The organism is Kingella denitrificans ATCC 33394, from assembly GCF_000190695.1.
GTDB classification, from domain to species: domain Bacteria; phylum Pseudomonadota; class Gammaproteobacteria; order Burkholderiales; family Neisseriaceae; genus Kingella_A; species Kingella_A denitrificans.
Window position 1 is genome coordinate 2,190,294 of record NZ_GL870929.1, and the last position, 16,697, is coordinate 2,206,990.

Below are 16,697 nucleotides of genomic sequence, written 5' to 3' on the forward strand. Positions count from 1 at the left end.
TCCACGCATAGTATTACTCCGGTGCTTTCGTATGCCAATCACTCGCCAGCTGTACTTGATGCGCTGCGCCAAGGATTTTGGCTTCGGAGAAGTGGTTGCCGATAAATTGCACGCCGATGGGCAGTCCGCTGCTGCTGAAACCTGCGGACAGGGTCAGGGCGGGCAAGCCGGCTAGATTCACGGCGATGGTGTAGATGTCGGAAAGGTACATCTGCACGGGATTGTGGATGTCGCTGCCGAGTTTGGGGGCGGCGGTGGGCGCAGTCGGGGCGAGGATGAAATCACATTGCGCGAAGGCCGTCTGAAAATCGTTGGCAACGAGGCGGCGCAGTTTTTGGGCTTTCAGGTAATAGGCGTCGTAGTAGCCGTGCGACAACACATAAGTACCGATCATGATGCGGCGTTTGACTTCGCTGCCGAAGCCTTCGGCGCGGGTGTTGCTGTACATTTCTTCAAGGTCACCAAATTGGGCGGCGCGGTGGCCGTAGCGTACGCCGTCGTAGCGGGAAAGATTAGTGCTGGCCTCGGCGGAAGCGAGGACGTAGTAAGCGGGGATGGATAGGGCGGTTTGGGGCAGGGAAACTTCAATAGTTTCCGCACCTTGTGCTTTTAAAAGGTCGATGACGTTTTGCAAAGCAGCCTGCACATCGGCATCCGCGCCTTCGCCGAAATATTCCTTAGGCAAGCCGATTTTCATGCCTTTGAGCGGTTTGTCCAAATCGCGGGTGTAATCTTCTTTGCTGCGTTCCAAGCTGGTGGAATCGCGCTCGTCAAAGCTCGCCATTGCATTAAGCAAAATCGCGCAGTCTTCGGCGGTTTGCGCCATCGGACCGGCTTGGTCGAAACTGGATGCGTAGGCAACCATGCCGAAGCGGGAAACCGTGCCGTAGGTAGGTTTAATGCCTGTGATACCGCAGTGTGAAGCAGGCTGGCGGATAGAGCCGCCGGTATCTGAACCGAGTGCGACAGGAGCAAGGCGTGCGGCAACGACCGCTGCGGAACCGCCGGATGAACCGCCTGGGACGTGTTCGGGATTCCACGGGTTTTTAGTCGCGCCGTAGAACGAGGTTTCGTTAGTCGAGCCCATAGCGAACTCGTCCATGTTGGTACGACCGAGTGTTACCATGCCTTCATCGAGCAGGTTTTGGACGACGGTGGCAGTGTAGGGGGAAACAAAGTTGTCCAGCATTTTGGAGCTGCACGCACTGCGCCAACCTGTTTGACAGAAAATATCTTTGTAGGCGATGGGTACGCCGGTAAGCGCGGTGGCGTTGCCTTGAGCGATACGAGCATCGGCGGCACGGGCTTCGGCGAGGGTCTTGTCTTGGTCGAGGGTGATGTAGCCGTTGATAGCCGGGTTCTGCGCAGCAATGGCGGCGAGGTATTCGGTGGCCAGTTCGACGGCGGAGATTTGTTTGGATTGCAGCAGTTGGCCGGCTTGTTTGAGGGTGTATCGGGTCATTTTCGGGTCTTTCGGTTGGAATTGAAAAGTAGATGGATTTTAATGGGTTAGTTGGGTGCAGGCTGCTTTTTAGGCTACCTGAAAGTAAATATTTATGTTCAGCGTTGATATCGGCATTCGGGCAGGGCTTCGGCAATGAAATCGATATCAGGGCTGGTGCAGTCCCAGCCTGTAATCATCCCGGCTTCTATATTGGTTTGCGGCGTGAGGATAATGGTGCCGCGCAGTTTTTCTGGATTGAAGCTCAAGACCAGTATGCCGCCCACCCGCATTCTGATGGAGGACAGGGTAACGCTGGTTACGCCGCCTTCCCAGCCGATTTCATTCAAACTATCGGGCATTCGGGCGTGGTCGGCGAGAAATATGGCAATATCGGTACGCAGCCCGCTGACAGACGATATGCCTTCGAACAGAATCTTGTTGCGCACCGCATTTTTGACAGCCTGCTCGTTGGCCTGCCTGATTTCATTCTGGCTGATTTCCGATGCGGCAACGGCCATTTCGCGTCGGCTGCGTTCGGCTTGCCTCTGCTCGATATCGGAAGCTGCTTTGGCCACGGCCTGTTGCGTTTCACTTCTCTTTTGCGTTTCACTGCTGATGTGAGGACAGCTGAAACAGAAATGGTAGGCGGTCAGCAGCACGGCAGTGCTGACAATGGTAAGAATAACGATTTTAGCGGTATTGGCGGACATTATGTGCTTAATGGGAAATGGTCGGCTTCAATCGGCTACGGCTTTGGACGACCAAAATGATTTACGGTGCAATATTATGGTTGCCGCTTCCTTAACGGGGCAATGGCTTGGTGTTGCATAAAAAAGCCTTACATCCATCAGTTATTGGTATTGGACGTGATGGCGCGGTTTTCACGCAGGCGCAAAAAGCCGGACACGACGCGGAAGGTATACCATCCAAAAGTTAGTAGCAGAATCGGGAAACCAATCAGGAAAATCAAGGTGAAGTAGCCGATAATGCCGAAAATCAGTGTGATCCAGAAGGTTTTTAGCAAAAATTGGAGATGATCGAAATAAATTGTGCCGCGCAGATCGTTGCGTTTGGCATAGGCCATGATGACGCCCGCCACAGGCACAAGGCCGAATATGCCCAGCACAAATAGTACGTATATTACATAAACATATGAAATATCACGTTTTTCTTGTGATAATTTCGCCAAATCGGGCACAACGAGTTCGGCAATTGGGTCAAACGGTTTGTCTTTGTCGTTATGTTTGGGCTGTTGGTTGTCCATTGTGTGTTATTCCTTGTGTTTTACAGTATGATGATGCGGGGAGGTGTGCTGACAATAAACCATATACTTGCCGGTGGGGTGCAGGCTGCTTGTTATTATAGTTGGAAAAGCAGCCTGCACTCTGCTTTCTACATTACCTTGTCCAAATATGCCGCCAATGTATCGGGTGTAACGAAAGTAAGCTGATACATGGCGCTGAGCGATTTGGCCTGTGCTTCATTGACATCGGTTACCAGAAGGGCGAAATTTTCGGCAGGAATATTTAACCTTTTGCGCAAATTCAGATATTTGTCCAAATCTCTGCGGTATTCGCCCGTTTTGCATTCGATAATGACGGGTGGTTTTTGCGGCGTTAGAAAGACTACATCCAATTCGTGTAAGTCTTCGTTGGCAAAACGGATTTCCGCGCTGCGGGCACAGGAAAACGCATAGCTCTTCCCGCGTTTTTTAGCTTGCGTCAAAACCGTGTTCAGCGCGAACCATTCCAGCCATTCGCCGCTGAAAAATTGGCGGATGGGGGTGGCGGATTGCAGCTTCAAATGCACCAGCTTATCCTGTTTTTGGTAGTTGTAGCGCGAAAACAGGGTGTGGCTGTAAAACTCGCGGCATATGGTGTTGATTTGCCGCGCTTCTTTTTGGCTGTACTTTTTCAGGTCAAGGTTCAGGCCGCTGTGGTTGTTGCGGTATGCCCAGGTAATTTTGCCCAAGATGTCTTTAAATACGTCAAATTGTGTGCCGATTTTCTCTGCTGCTTCGTCAAAATAACCGCTCATATCAACTGCCGAATAGTCGAATGTCGGTACAATCTGCTTTTGGCGGAACCAGTTTTCCAGCGGTTTGTGTTGGCGTTCGTTGGCTAAAATATCCGTATCAGAGAGTTTTATGTTGTCCAATGGATTGTGTCTGCTGTTTTTCGGCTCCGCGTCTGCCGGCAGGCCGTTGTCTTGTTCTTGGCTTTGCAAGGCATTTAATTCGCGGACGGCCGCCGCCCAACGGTTAAGGATGTTTTTAATAAAATAAACCGTATCGTAAACGGTTACGTCATGCCCGCAGTTGGCGCATTTCGCCTGTGTCTGTTCGTTTTGCTGGGGGTATTCTCCGATATGTTTGCAATGGTTGCATCGGTAAACACTCATTTGAAATACTCCTTAACTTAATATGATTCCATTATTGTATAGGTGCAGGCTGCTTTAGGGTTGGATGAAAAAAACAGCCTGCACATTTCATATATTTTCAGGATGGCCGCAGTTATGGATATCGGCATGGTAGCCTAACTATCCTTTTGACAGACAGGTTTATCGTGTTTAGCAAATTGTTTATATTGAATTTCGTATGTAGCAAAAATTCAAAGTGCAGGCTGCTTTTTACTCTTCAATCACCTGCGGCACGATATACAAACGGTCGCGCACTTCAGGGGCGCAGGCCTGATATTCCGCGGCATGGTCGGTTTCCGTTACTTGGTCGGCACGCAGGCGCAGCGCCACGTCATGCGGGTGCGACATCGGTTCCACGCCGTCTGTGTTCACCGACTGCATTTTTTCCACCATCGCGAACACGGCGTTCAATTTGTCCAAAGTTGCGGCTTTTTCTTGTTCGTTTAGGCTCAAACGCGAGAGTTTGGCGATTTTTTCAACGTCTGTTAAGGTGAGCGACATGGTTAAATCCTTAAAAATTCATTCAGTAAATAGACAAATTAGAGTATGATTACGCCTCTTTGCCTTGAAAGCACGCCATTATACCCGAAATTGCCCATGAAAACACGGCGGGTGCAGGCTGCTTTTGAAACGGAATTATTTGAAATAACTGTTTACATTTATCATTTTAGGAACTTTTATGTTTGGTTTTTTGACTCGTTATTTTTCCAACGATATTGCCATTGATTTGGGAACGGCAAATACGCTGATTTATGTGAAAAGCAAAGGTATCGTGTTGGATGAGCCATCGGTGGTGGCGGTGCAGACAGACCAATATGGTAAGAACGACACGCTGGCGGTCGGAACCGAAGCCAAAAGAATGCTTGGCCGTACGCCGGGCAGCATTCAAGCCATCCGCCCGCTGAAAGACGGCGTGATTGCCGACTTTAACGTGACGGGCAAAATGCTGAAAGAATTCATTCATAAAGTGAACAACAGCAAATGGTCGGCGCCGCCGCGCATTGTAATTTGCGTGCCTTGCGGTGCGACACAGGTGGAGCGCAAAGCCATTCGTGACTCTGCCAAAGAAGCAGGCGCGGCAGACGTTTATCTGATTGAAGAACCGATGGCCGCTGCAATCGGCGCAGGTTTGCCCATTGAAGAACCGACCGGTTCTATGGTGGTGGATATCGGCGGCGGCACGACCGAAGTGGGTGTGATTTCGCTCTCCGGCGTGGTGTATTCGCATTCCGTGCGTATCGGCGGCGACAGTTTTGACGAAGCGATTATCCAATATGTGCGCCGCAATTACGGCATGCTGATTGGTGAAGCAACGGCGGAAGAAATCAAAAAACGCATCGGTTCGGCGTTCCCGAGCGCAGAAGTCACCGAAATGGAAGTCAAAGGCCGCAATTTGGCAGAAGGTATTCCGCGTTCGTTCACCATTTCTTCTAACGAGGTTTTGGAAGCGTTGGCCGACCCGCTGAGCCAAATCGTGCAGGCAGTGCGCAACGCGTTGGAACAAACACCGCCCGAATTGGGTGCGGATATCGCCGAGCGAGGCTTGGTATTGACCGGCGGCGGCGCATTACTGCGCGGGCTGGACCGTTTGCTGGCCGAAGAAACCGGTTTGCCGGTGCTGATTGCCGAAGATGCTTTAACGTGTGTGGCGCGCGGTTCCGGCAAGGCTTTGGAAATGGTGGGCAAATTGAACTCTGTGTTTGTTCCCAGCCCTTAATCGATGTAACCAAAGTGCAGGCTGCCTGCACCGTATTTTGTTTGAAGAACCATGTCCGATTCACTTTCGTTTACCAAATCGGGGATTAGCTCCACCAACAAATTTATCCTGCTGTCGTTGGTTTCCGTGGCGCTGCTTGTGCTGGACAGCCGCTATGCCGCGGTGCAGACGGCCAAACGCTATATCGCCACTGCGCTTTATCCGCTGCAATGGGTGGCCAACCAGCCGATGGAGTGGTACGAATACGGCAGCGCATTGATGCATTCGCAAAATTACTTGTTGAGCGAAAACCAGCGGCTGACCAAAGAAAATATGCAGTTGAAAATCCAAACGCGCCAAGCCGAAGTGCAGTTGCGCGAGTTGGCCGACGTTAAAGCCTTGCTAACTTTGAAACAGCAGGGTTTGAGCGAGGCGGTTGCTGCGGAGGTGATTTCCAATGGCAAAGAGCCGATTGGCGGACGCATGATTATCAATAAAGGCAGCACGCACAATATTCGGGAAGGCGATGCGGTGGTGGATGATGCCGGCTTGATTGGCCAAGTGCTGCAAGTGCATCCGCTAACTGCCGAAATCAGCCCGATTACCGACAGCAGCCTGACCATTCCCGTGATGGTGGCGCGGACCGGCGTGCGCAGCCTAGTTTATGGCGGCAGCGGCGAATTGACCCTGCGCTATTTCCCGACCGATGCCGATTTGCAGCCTAATGATTTGCTCGTCACATCCGGGCTGGACAGTATTTATCCGGCCGGCATCCCTGTGGCGCGCGTGCAGCATACCAGCCGTAATGCGGGCACGCCGTTTTATCGCACCAAACTCGAATCTATGGCGGCACTCCACCGCAGCAAAATCGTGCTGGTTGTTCCGCAACAAAAAGTGCAGGCTGCTTCCGAACCCACAACAGCGACCCCCTAATGGAATCAGAAAATCTTTATAACCGACTCCCAAAATATTGGATTTACGGCAGCTTTGCCGTGGCCATGCTTTTGGATTTCATTCCGTTGCCCAGCCACCTGTTTCATTGGCTGCCGGAATTCACCGCCATGATGCTCATGTATTGGCTCATCAACCGTCCGCAGCGTGTCGATATGGGGACGGCTTTTGTCGTCGGAGTGCTGGTGGATATCGGCACGGCTGCCCCTTTGGGTCAGCACGCCTTGTCCTACCTGCTTGCGTCATACGTAATGATTCGCAGCCGCCGACAAGTCGGTTTGCACCACTACGGCATTCAGGCAATTGCCGTTTTTTTCGCCTTATTGTGCAACGAAGTGGTCTTAACGCTGGTGCGTTTGCGCTTCACCCATAATTTTGCAGGCTGGTTGGTCTTTTTGGCCCCCATCGTTGGCGCGCTGCTTTGGCCAATGCTCAACAAAATTATGGTTTCTCTGTTAAATTTCCGTTATTTACGCCGCTAATTCATGAAAACACCACGCCAATTTTCAGGCAATATTTTTGATGACAACACCAGACGGCGCGATTTCATGCTGCGTTTGGTGGTGGCATTCGTCTTTATTCTGATATTCTTTGGAATATTGGTGGCGCGTTTTGTTTATTTGCAGGTGGATCAGCATGAAAATTACGTTGCCCAAGCCGCAACCAACCGTATCAGCCTGATTCCCATCCCGCCCATCCGCGGCGAAATCGTCGATGTCAACGGTGTCGTTCTGGCACAAAATTATCCTGCGTATTCACTGGAAATCATCCCCAACCAAGTAGAAGGAAAAGTGGATGATTTAATTGAAAGATTAAGGGAATATGTTCAGTTGGACGAATCCGATTTGCGACGTTTCCGCAAATTTCGTGCCGACTACCGCTCTTATGAAAAAGTGCCGCTGAAACTGAAACTGCTGCCCGATGAAGCCTCTCGTTTGGCTGCCCAGTTGTACCGTTTCAAAGGCGTGGAAATTAATGCGCGTACCTTCCGCGAATATCCTTTTGGCGCGTTAACCGCCCATTTTTTGGGCTATATCGGACGAATTAGCGACCGCGACCAAGAAAAATTGGCGGAAAGCAACCGTGCCATTGCCTATCGCGGCACTACGCACATCGGCAAATCGGGCTTGGAGGCGCATTACGAAGAACAGCTGCACGGCACGCCCGGCTATCAGGAAGTGGAAAAAGATGCGGCCGGCAACGTGATTCGCGTTATCCGCTCCGAACCGCCCAAAACAGGGCAAACTTTGCGTTTGTCGATGGATATCCGCCTGCAACGCGAAGCCGACCGTTTGATGGGCAACCGCCGCGGTGCTATGGTGGCGATCGACCCGCAGACGGGCAGTGTATTAGCCTTTGTTTCCAAACCGAATTTTGACCCGAACATCTTTATTGACGGCATTGACAGCGAAAGCTGGAAGGCGTTGAACGAAAACTGGCAGCGGCCGCTGATTAACCGTGTGACGCAGGGTCTGTATCCGCCGGGTTCTACATTTAAGCCATTTATGGCGATGGCTCTGCTGGAAAGCGGTAAAATTAATGAGCAGACGGTGGTGCCTGCGCCGGGGTCTTGGAGTATTCCCGGAACGAAGCATATTTTCCGCGATTCGGTGCGCAGCGGCCACGGTTCGGCAAATTTGAGCAAGGCGATTCAGGTATCGTCCGATACGTTTTTTTATAGGCTGGGCTTTGAGCTGGGCATTGAGAAAACCGCACCGTATTTGGCGGCATTCGGTTTGGGCGAGCGCACGGGCATTGATTTGCCGGGCGAGTATCGCGGCGTTTTGCCGACGCCGGAATGGAAGGCCAAACGTTTTGCCCATTTGCCGGAAAACAAGCGGCGCTGGAACATTGCCGAAATGGTGCCTATCAGTATCGGGCAGGGCTATAACACCTACACGCCGCTGCAAATGGCGCATGCCACTGCGATTTTGGCCAATAACGGCGTGGTATTCCGCCCGCATTTGGTGAAAGAAGTGCTGGACCATGAAAATCAGCAGATTACCGTTATCGAGCCGAAACCGGAGCGCAGGCTGCCTTTTGCCGCCAAGCATTTTACTTATATTAAAAACGCGATGCAGCGCGTGCTGCGCCCGGGCGGTACGGCTTGGCGTGTCGGCGCGGGTTTGAAATACAGCATGGGCGGGAAAACGGGCACGGCGCAGGTGGTGCAGATTGCACAGGGCAAAAGCTATAATGCGGCGGCATTGCGCGAGCAGCACCGTGACCATGCGTGGTTTATTGCGTTTGCGCCGGCCGAAAATCCGCAAATCGCCATTGCCGTGATTTTGGAAAATGCGGGCTGGGGCGCGAATGCCGCACCGCTGGCAAGGCAGCTGGCGGATTTCTACCTGTTGCGCCTGAAAGCAGGACAGGTGGCCGGTGAAGAAACCCGCAAGCGGCGCACCGCCAATCCGTTGCTGGAATTGGGGCAGCCGCTAAATACCGGAAAAAATCCCGTGCAGGCTGCTTTTGAAGCAGCGGCGCAAGAGCGTGCCAAAGTGCAGGCTGCTTCTGCTGTAGGACAATAAAAATGCCACACCAACCCGACAGTTTGTTTCTCAAAATTAAAAAAACGCTTTGGGATCCGCTCGATCCCTGGCTGTTTTACGCTGTGCTCGCCGTGTATCTGATGAGCATGTTCCTGCTGTATTCCGCCGACGGGCAAGACATCGGCCGCCTGGAAAGCAAAACCCTGCACACCGTTATTGGCGTTGTGCTGCTGCTGGTGTTTTCGCGTATCCGGCCGCAGATTTTGGGTCATTTCGCCCTGCCGATTTACGTGCTGGGCGTGCTGCTGCTGCTGGGCGTGCATTTTTTCGGCGTCACTGTGAACGGTTCGACACGGTGGCTCAATTTGGGTATTGTGCGCCTTCAGCCTTCGGAGATTATGAAAATCGGCCTGCCGATGATGTTGGCGTGGTTTTTCCAGCGTTTTGAAAGCAGGCTGGCGTGGTATCACTATCTTGCCGCCATGGGGCTGATTCTGCTGCCCGGCGCGCTCATCCTGAAGCAGCCTGATTTGGGCACCGCCACCTTGATTATGGCCTCCGGCTTTTTCGTCATCTTTTTTGCCGGATTGCCATGGAAAGCGCTGTTCGCCTCCATTATTCTGTTTATCGTGTCGCTGCCGCTGATTTGGAATTACGGCATGCACGATTACCAGAAAACGCGCGTGCTGACCTTGCTCGACCCGACCAAAGACCCCTTGGGAGCAGGCTACCACATCCTGCAATCCATGATTGCCATCGGTTCGGGCGGCGTGTGGGGCAAAGGCTGGCTGAACGGCACGCAAACCCATCTGGACTACATTCCCGAATCCACCACCGACTTCATCTTTGCCGTGTATGGCGAAGAATTCGGTTTGCTGGGCAACGTATTGTTATTGTTGGTGTATACCATTATTCTCGGCCGCGGTCTGATTATCGCCGCCCGTGCGCCCACGCTGTATAGCCGCACACTGGCCGGCTCGCTCACTATGACGTTTTTCTGTTACGCGTTTGTGAACATGGGCATGGTCAGCGGCATCCTGCCGGTGGTCGGCGTGCCGCTGCCGCTGGTGAGCTACGGCGGCACGGCCACATTGTCCATCATGTTTATTTTGGCATTGCTGATGAGCATCGCCAATCAAAGCAAAAAGAAAAAACGATAGCAGACGCAGCAAAAGCAGCCTGCACTTTCCAATAAAGCACAAAGGAGCGTTGAATGCATTTTGAAATCGGTAAAATCATTTTATCGTTGATTGTCTTGGTCAATCCGTTTAGCGCGCTGTCGATATTTTTGGAACTGACGCAGGGCTACACGTCCAGAGAGCGCCGCCGCACCGCCCAAATCACCGCGTTGTCCGTCTTCATCATCATGACGGTGTTCATCTTCAGCGGGAATTGGATATTGAAAATTTTGAGCATCAGCACGGGCTCTTTCCAAGTGGGCGGCGGCATTTTGGTGTTTCTGATTGCCGTATCGATGATGAACAGCGGCAGCAATCCCGCCAAACCCAAAATCGGCACGCAGGAACACGATGAGATTACTGTGCAGCCGCGTCCGAATATGGGTGCCGTGGCCATCGTGCCTTTGGCCATGCCGCTGATTATCGGGCCCGGCGGCATTTCCACCGTGATTATTCATGCCTCTGCCGCGCGCCACATGAACGACTTATTCGCCATTGTGGCGGCGGGCGCGGCGATTAGCGTCATTTGTTATTTGAGCTTGCTGGCGGCGGCAAAAGTCAGCCGTTGGCTGGGCGAAACGGGTTTGACGGTGCTCAACCGCATTATGGGCATGCTGCTGGCGGCGGTGGCCGTGGAAATCGTGATTGCCGGCATCCGCAGCCTGTTTCCGCAACTAACTGTTTAATCAAATCAATTATGGCAAGTATTCACAAATCTGTTTTGGTACTGCACAGCGCGGAAAAAATGTACACGCTGGTGGACAGGGTGGAAGATTATCCGCAGTTTCTGCCGTGGTACGGCAAAACCGAAGTGCTGATGCGCACGGACAACGAATTGAAGGCGCGCCTGTATATGGACTATATGGGCATCAACCAATCGTTCGCCACGCACAACCACAACACGCCGCCGCAGGAAATCCGCATGAACCTGCTGGAAGGCCCGTTCAAATCGCTGCACGGCACATGGCAGTTCATCGATTTGGGCGACGAAATGTGCAAAGTGGAATTTGTGCTGCATTACGAATTGACCGGCATTTTGAGCCGGCTGATTGCGCCCGTGTTTTCCAGCATTACCGGCCGTTTGGTCGATGCGTTCGTGCAGGAAGCCAATAAACGTTATGGCTGAGATTCAGATTGAAATTGCCTACGGCACGGCGCAAACGCAGAAACTGTACCGGATGGCGGTCAAAGCAGCCTGCACGGCGCGGCAGGCCGTGTTGGCAAGCCCCGTGGCGGACGATTTCCCCGATGCGGACGTGCACACTGCGCCGTTGGGCATTTTCGGTAAGCGCGTGAAAGACGATACCGTGCTGCGAGACGGCGACCGCATCGAAGTCTACCGCCCGCTCGTTGCCGACCCGAAAGACGCGCGGCGCAAACGCGTGTTGCAGAAGAAAAAGGAAGCGTCATGAAGATTAAACTGATTGTCGGTTTGGGCAATCCGACCGCGGAATACGAACACACGCGGCACAATGCAGGTTTTTGGTTTTTGGACGAATTGGCATGGCAATGGAAGGCCACGTTCAAGAACGAGAAGAAATTTTTCGGCGATGTGGCGCGCGTTGCCCGTCCCGAAGGCGATGTCTGGCTGCTGAAACCGGACACTTACATGAATCTGTCGGGCAAGGCCGTACAGGCGCTGGCGAATTTCTACAAAATCCAGCCCGAAGAAATTCTGGTGGTGCACGACGAATTGGACATCGACTGCGGCGCCATCCGCTTCAAACTGGGCGGCGGCAACGGCGGGCACAACGGTTTGAAGGACATTCAGGCGAAGCTGGGCACACCGCAGTTTTACCGTTTGCGGCTGGGCATCGGCCATCCGGGCGATAAGCATTTGGTGGTGGGCTTCGTGCTGAACAAGCCTTCTGCGGCGGAGCGCGAGCTGATTGACCGCGCCATTGCCAAATCGCTGCGCGCGATGGACGATGTGATGGCCGGGCGGCAAGAAGACGTGGTGCGCTATCTGCACAGCAAACAAGAATAAAAAGCAGCCTGCACTTTCACGTTCCTGCAAAAGTGCAGGCTGCTTTTGCACCGTCTGCCACTCAAATACAAAATACACGGACACCCTTATGCATTATTTTTCCCTACACACCGAAGATGACGAACACGTCGGCTTCCTGATTATATATCCGCACGAAGACAGCCATCACCAAAGCGGCGATTTGGCGGTGAAGCTGCGCGAAGATTTGCCCGAAACGCTGCGGCGGCACGTTCAAGTGTTGGCGGAGTGGGAAAAGCAGCCTGCACTTTCGTGGGCGGTGGAAGGCGACAAAGTGGACGTATGGGACAGCGACGGCGATATCCGTGGCCGCATCCGTGCCGAATACCTCACCATCGGCAACCATACCTTTATTTTGAATGACTTGACAGGAGCAGTGTGAGCGATGGAAAGTCTGTATATCCTGATTCCCATCAGTATCGTATTGGCGTTTTTAATCGGCTATTTCTTTTGGTGGTCGGGCAAAAACGGTCAATTCGACGATTTGGAAGGCCCGGCGCACCGCATTTTGATGGACGATGACGACACCTCGAAAACCTGCCCTTCACAGGACGAATCCGATGAAAAATGATTTTGCCTTTGCCAAAACGCGCCAATTTGCGCCGCTGTTCGGTACGCAGTTTTTGGGCGCGTTCAACGACAATCTTTTTAAAAACAGCCTGTTTGCATTGATTAGCTTTTACGGGCTGGGCAAAAACGACTGGCTGCCGCCCGAACAAATGCTGAATTTGGGCGCGCTACTGTTTGTGCTGCCGTATTTCCTGTTTTCCACGCTGGCCGGACAGCTCGCCACGCGCTTCGACAAAGCACGGCTGGCGCGCGCCGTCAAAGTGTTTGAAATGGCGATTATGGCGTTGGCCGGCTGGGGTTTTTCCGCTTCGTCCGCGCCAGTGCTGCTGCTGTGCCTGTTCCTGATGGGCGTGCATTCCACGATTTTCGGGCCGGTGAAATATGCCATCCTGCCCGAATATTTGGGCGAAAAGCATTTGCTGACGGGCAACGGCCTGATTGAATCGGGTACGTTTCTGGCGATTTTGTTCGGCCAGATTCTCGGCACGGCGATGGCGGGGCACGGTTCGACGGTGCTGACGGTGGTCGTGTTTGTCGTGGCAGCGGCGGGGTTTGCCAGCAGCCTGTTTATGCCGTCCGCACCGCCGCAGAATCCGCAGGCGAAAATCCACTGGAATTTGTGGCGCGACACGAAAGAGCTGTGGCGGCAAATACGCGCGCAAAACGAATTGCGTACCGCCATTTTGGGCATTTCGTGGTTTTGGCTGGTGGGCGCGGTGTATACCACGCAGCTGCTCACGTTCACGCAGCTGCATTTGGGCGGCAATGCCAACGTGTTCAATTTGATGCTGACGCTGTTTTCCATCGGTATTGCCGCAGGTTCGGTGCTGTGCAGCAAGGCCAGCAAAGGCAGCCTGCACTTGATTTGGGTGCTGTTCGGCGGCATCGGCTTGAGTATTTTCGGCGGTTTGCTGGTGTATCTCACCCACACGCTGCATTTTGCCGGCCAGCCGTTGCAGGGCATCGGGCAATTTTTGCAGCGCGGCCATGCGTATCCCATCATGCTGGCTATGCTAGGCATCGGCTTTTTCGGCGGATTTTTCTCCGTACCGCTTTATACATGGCTGCAAATGCGCTCGTCCGACGAATTCCGCGCGCACGCCATCGCCGCCAACAATATTGCCAATGCCGTGTTTATGGTGGCGGCCGCCATCGCCAGCGCGGTGCTGCTGAAACTGTTCGACAGCGTCCTGCTGCTGTATTTGCTGGTGGCGGTGGGCAATTTGCCTATGTTGGCGTATTTGGTTTACCGTTATCCGGCCATTTCCCGCCGCCAAGCCGGATAATCCCGCAAAAGCAGCCTGCACTTGGCAATTATGATGTGCAGGCTGCTTTTACGCACGGAAATACGCTACAATGACCCACGTTTTTTTATCTGCATGATGTATTTTTTAGAGGAGCCGCAACATGAAGTCTGACGTAGAAATCGCACAAGCCGCCGATATCCGGCACATCAACGAGATTGCCGAAAAATTGGGCTTGCAGCCCGACCAACTGGAGCATTACGGCAAATACAAAGCCAAAGTCAATCCGGACGACGCATTCAAACTGCCCAAAAAACAAGGGCGGCTGGTGCTGGTCACCGCCATCAACCCCACGCCCGCCGGCGAAGGGAAAACCACCGTTACCATCGGTCTGACCGACGCATTGAACCACATCGGCAAAAAAGCCGTAGTTGCCATGCGCGAGCCTTCTTTGGGTCCTGTGTTCGGCATTAAAGGCGGTGCGGCGGGCGGCGGTTATTCGCAAGTGCTGCCGATGGAAGACATCAACCTTCACTTCACGGGCGATTTCCATGCCATCGGCGCGGCAAACAACCTGCTGGCCGCCCTGCTGGACAACCACATTTACCAAGGCAACGCATTGAATATCGATCCGAAACGCGTCTTGTGGCGGCGCGTTGTCGATATGAACGACCGCCAGTTGCGCAACATGATTAACGGCTTGGGTAAACCGACCGACGGCGTGATTCGCCCCGACGGTTTCGACATTACCGTGGCCAGCGAAGTGATGGCCGTGTTCTGCCTGTCGCGCGATTTGGTCGATTTGAAAACCCGTTTGGGCAATATTTTAGTGGCGTACACACACGATAACCAGCCCGTGTATGCCAAAGATTTGAAAGCGCAAGGCGCAATGGCCGCGTTGCTGAAAGACGCCATCAAGCCCAATTTGGTGCAGACCATTGCCGGCAGCCCGGCCTTTGTGCATGGCGGCCCGTTTGCCAATATCGCGCACGGCTGCAATTCCGTATTAGCGACACGTTTGGCGCAACATTTGGGCGATTATGCCGTGACCGAGGCAGGCTTCGGCGCAGATTTGGGCGCGGAAAAATTCTGCGACATCAAATGCCGCCTGGCAGAACTGAAACCCGATGCCGCCGTGGTGGTGGCCACAGTACGCGCCCTGAAATACAACGGCGGCGTGGAGAAAAATGATTTGGGCGCGGAAAATGTGGCAGCGGTGCAGAAAGGCCTGCCCAACCTGCTGAAACATATCCACAATCTGAGAAATGTGTTTGGGCTGCCGGTGGTGGTGGCGATTAACCGTTTCGTATCGGACAGCGATGCCGAATTGGCGGCGATAAAAGCAGCCTGCACCGAAGCCGGCGCGGAAGTTTCTTTAACCGAAGTGTGGGCGAAAGGCGGAGAAGGCGGTGCGGATTTGGCGCACAAAGTTGTTGCCGCTATCGATGCGCAACAGGAGCAATCGGCACCCGCATTCCAATTTGCCTATGATGCCAATGACAGCATCCGCAATAAAATCCATGCCATCGCCACCAAGATTTATGGCGCGGCCGGTGTGGAATTCAGCGCGGAAGCACAAGCCGAAATCGCCAATCTTGAACGTTTGGGCTTGGACAAGCTGCCGATCTGCATGGCGAAGACCCAATATTCCCTCAGCGACAATGCCAAATTGCTCGGATGTCCGAGCGGATTTACGGTCAATGTACGCGGCATTACCGTGTCGGCAGGCGCGGGCTTTATTGTGGCATTGTGCGGCACCATGATGAAAATGCCGGGATTGCCGAAAGTCCCAGCAGCCGAGCGTATCGATGTTGATGAGCACGGTGTTATCAGCGGATTGTTCTGAATTGAGTATTGATGAATTGGGAAAAGCAGCCTGCACACAGCTGCCGCGCGGTAAACTGCGCGCCGCGGCTGCCGCGCTAGAAACCTGTTTTTAAGATAAGGCAGCCTGAAAAACCATGCACATCCTGTCCGTCGTTTTATCCGCCCCCTATAAGGAGTCTGCCATGAAAAAAAACCTTCCCCTTATCCTAAGCGCCGCCGTGCTATTGGCTGTTTCAGGCTGCCGCAGCGGTGCTTCGCCGCAGCTCAAGCGCGATATGGCGTCGATGACTGCCGCCCAGCGCGATGCGGTCGGCCGCGACGTCGCCCGCCGTTTCCGCCATGAAAAAGCAAGCATCGAAAACCGCGATATCCGCGTTAAAGACATCAGCTACCGCGCCGCGGACGATACTTTCGTTTATTCGATGGTGCTGAAAAACTACCACGACGTGCGCAAGGTCGATCCGGCGCGCCGCCGCCAGCTGGAAGCGGTGTACCGCCGCGACATCCGCAAGGAAACCTGCCACAACCGCGAATTGCGCGATCTAATGGTGCACGGCCGCTACGCCATCGAATACCGCATCTTCACCACCAACGGCAAAATGCTGACCGCACCCGCCCGCGTTACCGCCCGCGACTGCTGAACCGTCCGCATAAAAACGCCCGCTCCGGAAATTCGGGGCGGGCGTTTTGTTGTTTGGCGGAGCCTGCCACTTTTATAGATAAAATCCAAGTGCAGGCTGCTTTTTTACATATTTTAAGATAAAAATGCGAGGTAGAAGTGAAAAAGTGTCGAACAAAATTCCCTTTTTTGATAGGTTGTTACAAAGGCATTGGTAAAATAATTTGTTTTAGGAGTTGCCAATTTTTTTCGG

Annotated in this window: 19 protein-coding genes; 14 read left to right on the plus strand and 5 right to left on the minus strand. The window is 53.3% G+C overall.

Annotated elements, in window-relative coordinates:
* Window positions 1-13 precede the first annotated feature (13 nt).
* The 5 genes from gatA to gatC all read right to left on the minus strand — a co-directional run bounded on the left by gatA (window position 14) and on the right by gatC (window position 4,363).
* Window positions 14-1,462, minus strand: a complete 1,449-nt coding sequence (gene gatA, locus HMPREF9098_RS10925) for an Asp-tRNA(Asn)/Glu-tRNA(Gln) amidotransferase subunit GatA (RefSeq protein ID WP_003784821.1) — start codon at window positions 1,460-1,462, stop codon at window positions 14-16.
* A gap of 98 nt (window positions 1,463-1,560) precedes the next feature.
* Window positions 1,561-2,154, minus strand: a complete 594-nt coding sequence (locus HMPREF9098_RS10930; protein ID WP_003784822.1) for a pilin — start codon at window positions 2,152-2,154, stop codon at window positions 1,561-1,563.
* A gap of 137 nt (window positions 2,155-2,291) precedes the next feature.
* Window positions 2,292-2,708 (minus strand): DUF4870 family protein, encoded by a 417-nt coding sequence (locus HMPREF9098_RS10935; protein ID WP_003784827.1) that lies wholly within the window; start codon window positions 2,706-2,708, stop codon window positions 2,292-2,294.
* A 128-nt stretch (window positions 2,709-2,836) separates the two neighbouring features.
* Window positions 2,837-3,844: a DUF1887 family protein gene (locus tag HMPREF9098_RS10940; RefSeq protein WP_003784830.1), complete on the minus strand. Its 1,008-nt coding sequence runs from the start codon at window positions 3,842-3,844 to the stop codon at window positions 2,837-2,839.
* Between the two features lie 228 nt (window positions 3,845-4,072).
* The gene (gatC, locus tag HMPREF9098_RS10945; RefSeq protein WP_003784831.1) at window positions 4,073-4,363 is read right to left on the minus strand and encodes an Asp-tRNA(Asn)/Glu-tRNA(Gln) amidotransferase subunit GatC; all 291 of its coding nucleotides are present in this window, start codon (window positions 4,361-4,363) and stop codon (window positions 4,073-4,075) included.
* Between the two features lie 178 nt (window positions 4,364-4,541).
* On the opposite strand from gatC, the gene HMPREF9098_RS10950 reads away from it, so the two are divergent.
* From HMPREF9098_RS10950 to HMPREF9098_RS11015, 14 genes are all read left to right on the plus strand, one after another.
* Window positions 4,542-5,579, plus strand: a complete 1,038-nt coding sequence (locus HMPREF9098_RS10950) for a rod shape-determining protein (protein ID WP_003784832.1) — start codon at window positions 4,542-4,544, stop codon at window positions 5,577-5,579.
* A 51-nt stretch (window positions 5,580-5,630) separates the two neighbouring features.
* Window positions 5,631-6,491 (plus strand): rod shape-determining protein MreC, encoded by an 861-nt coding sequence (mreC, locus tag HMPREF9098_RS10955; protein ID WP_003784833.1) that lies wholly within the window; start codon window positions 5,631-5,633, stop codon window positions 6,489-6,491.
* The gene (gene mreD / locus HMPREF9098_RS10960) at window positions 6,491-6,991 is read left to right on the plus strand and encodes a rod shape-determining protein MreD (RefSeq protein ID WP_003784834.1); all 501 of its coding nucleotides are present in this window, start codon (window positions 6,491-6,493) and stop codon (window positions 6,989-6,991) included. The genes mreC and mreD overlap by 1 nt, the downstream gene beginning before the upstream one ends.
* Window positions 6,992-6,994: 3 nt before the next feature.
* Window positions 6,995-9,040, plus strand: coding sequence for a penicillin-binding protein 2 (gene mrdA, locus HMPREF9098_RS10965; protein WP_003784835.1), 2,046 nt, complete (start codon window positions 6,995-6,997; stop codon window positions 9,038-9,040).
* Between the two features lie 2 nt (window positions 9,041-9,042).
* Window positions 9,043-10,161, plus strand: coding sequence for a rod shape-determining protein RodA (gene rodA, locus HMPREF9098_RS10970; protein ID WP_003784836.1), 1,119 nt, complete (start codon window positions 9,043-9,045; stop codon window positions 10,159-10,161).
* A 53-nt stretch (window positions 10,162-10,214) separates the two neighbouring features.
* Window positions 10,215-10,865: a MarC family protein gene (locus HMPREF9098_RS10975; RefSeq protein WP_003784839.1), complete on the plus strand. Its 651-nt coding sequence runs from the start codon at window positions 10,215-10,217 to the stop codon at window positions 10,863-10,865.
* 11 nt (window positions 10,866-10,876) lie between these two features.
* Window positions 10,877-11,305: a type II toxin-antitoxin system RatA family toxin gene (locus HMPREF9098_RS10980; RefSeq protein ID WP_003784841.1), complete on the plus strand. Its 429-nt coding sequence runs from the start codon at window positions 10,877-10,879 to the stop codon at window positions 11,303-11,305.
* A complete protein-coding gene (locus HMPREF9098_RS10985) occupies window positions 11,298-11,591 on the plus strand; it encodes an RnfH family protein (protein ID WP_003784843.1) in 294 nt (97 codons plus the stop codon). Before HMPREF9098_RS10980 ends, HMPREF9098_RS10985 begins: the two co-directional genes overlap by 8 nt.
* Window positions 11,588-12,166: an aminoacyl-tRNA hydrolase gene (pth, locus tag HMPREF9098_RS10990; protein ID WP_003784844.1), complete on the plus strand. Its 579-nt coding sequence runs from the start codon at window positions 11,588-11,590 to the stop codon at window positions 12,164-12,166. Before HMPREF9098_RS10985 ends, pth begins: the two co-directional genes overlap by 4 nt.
* 88 nt (window positions 12,167-12,254) lie before the next feature.
* Window positions 12,255-12,566, plus strand: a complete 312-nt coding sequence (locus tag HMPREF9098_RS10995; protein WP_003784845.1) for an HLGFF motif protein — start codon at window positions 12,255-12,257, stop codon at window positions 12,564-12,566.
* A gap of 3 nt (window positions 12,567-12,569) precedes the next feature.
* Entirely contained in the window at window positions 12,570-12,755 is a 186-nt protein-coding gene (gene ccoS, locus HMPREF9098_RS11000) for a cbb3-type cytochrome oxidase assembly protein CcoS (protein WP_003784846.1), read from the plus strand.
* Window positions 12,745-14,040, plus strand: a complete 1,296-nt coding sequence (locus HMPREF9098_RS11005) for an MFS transporter (protein ID WP_003784847.1) — start codon at window positions 12,745-12,747, stop codon at window positions 14,038-14,040. Before ccoS ends, HMPREF9098_RS11005 begins: the two co-directional genes overlap by 11 nt.
* A gap of 121 nt (window positions 14,041-14,161) precedes the next feature.
* Window positions 14,162-15,844 carry a formate--tetrahydrofolate ligase gene (locus HMPREF9098_RS11010; protein WP_003784848.1) on the plus strand — a complete coding sequence of 561 codons (1,683 nt, stop codon included), beginning with the start codon at window positions 14,162-14,164 and terminating at the stop codon, window positions 15,842-15,844.
* A gap of 163 nt (window positions 15,845-16,007) precedes the next feature.
* Window positions 16,008-16,466 (plus strand): hypothetical protein, encoded by a 459-nt coding sequence (locus HMPREF9098_RS11015; RefSeq protein WP_040564501.1) that lies wholly within the window; start codon window positions 16,008-16,010, stop codon window positions 16,464-16,466.
* The last annotated feature ends 231 nt before the right edge of the window (window positions 16,467-16,697 follow it).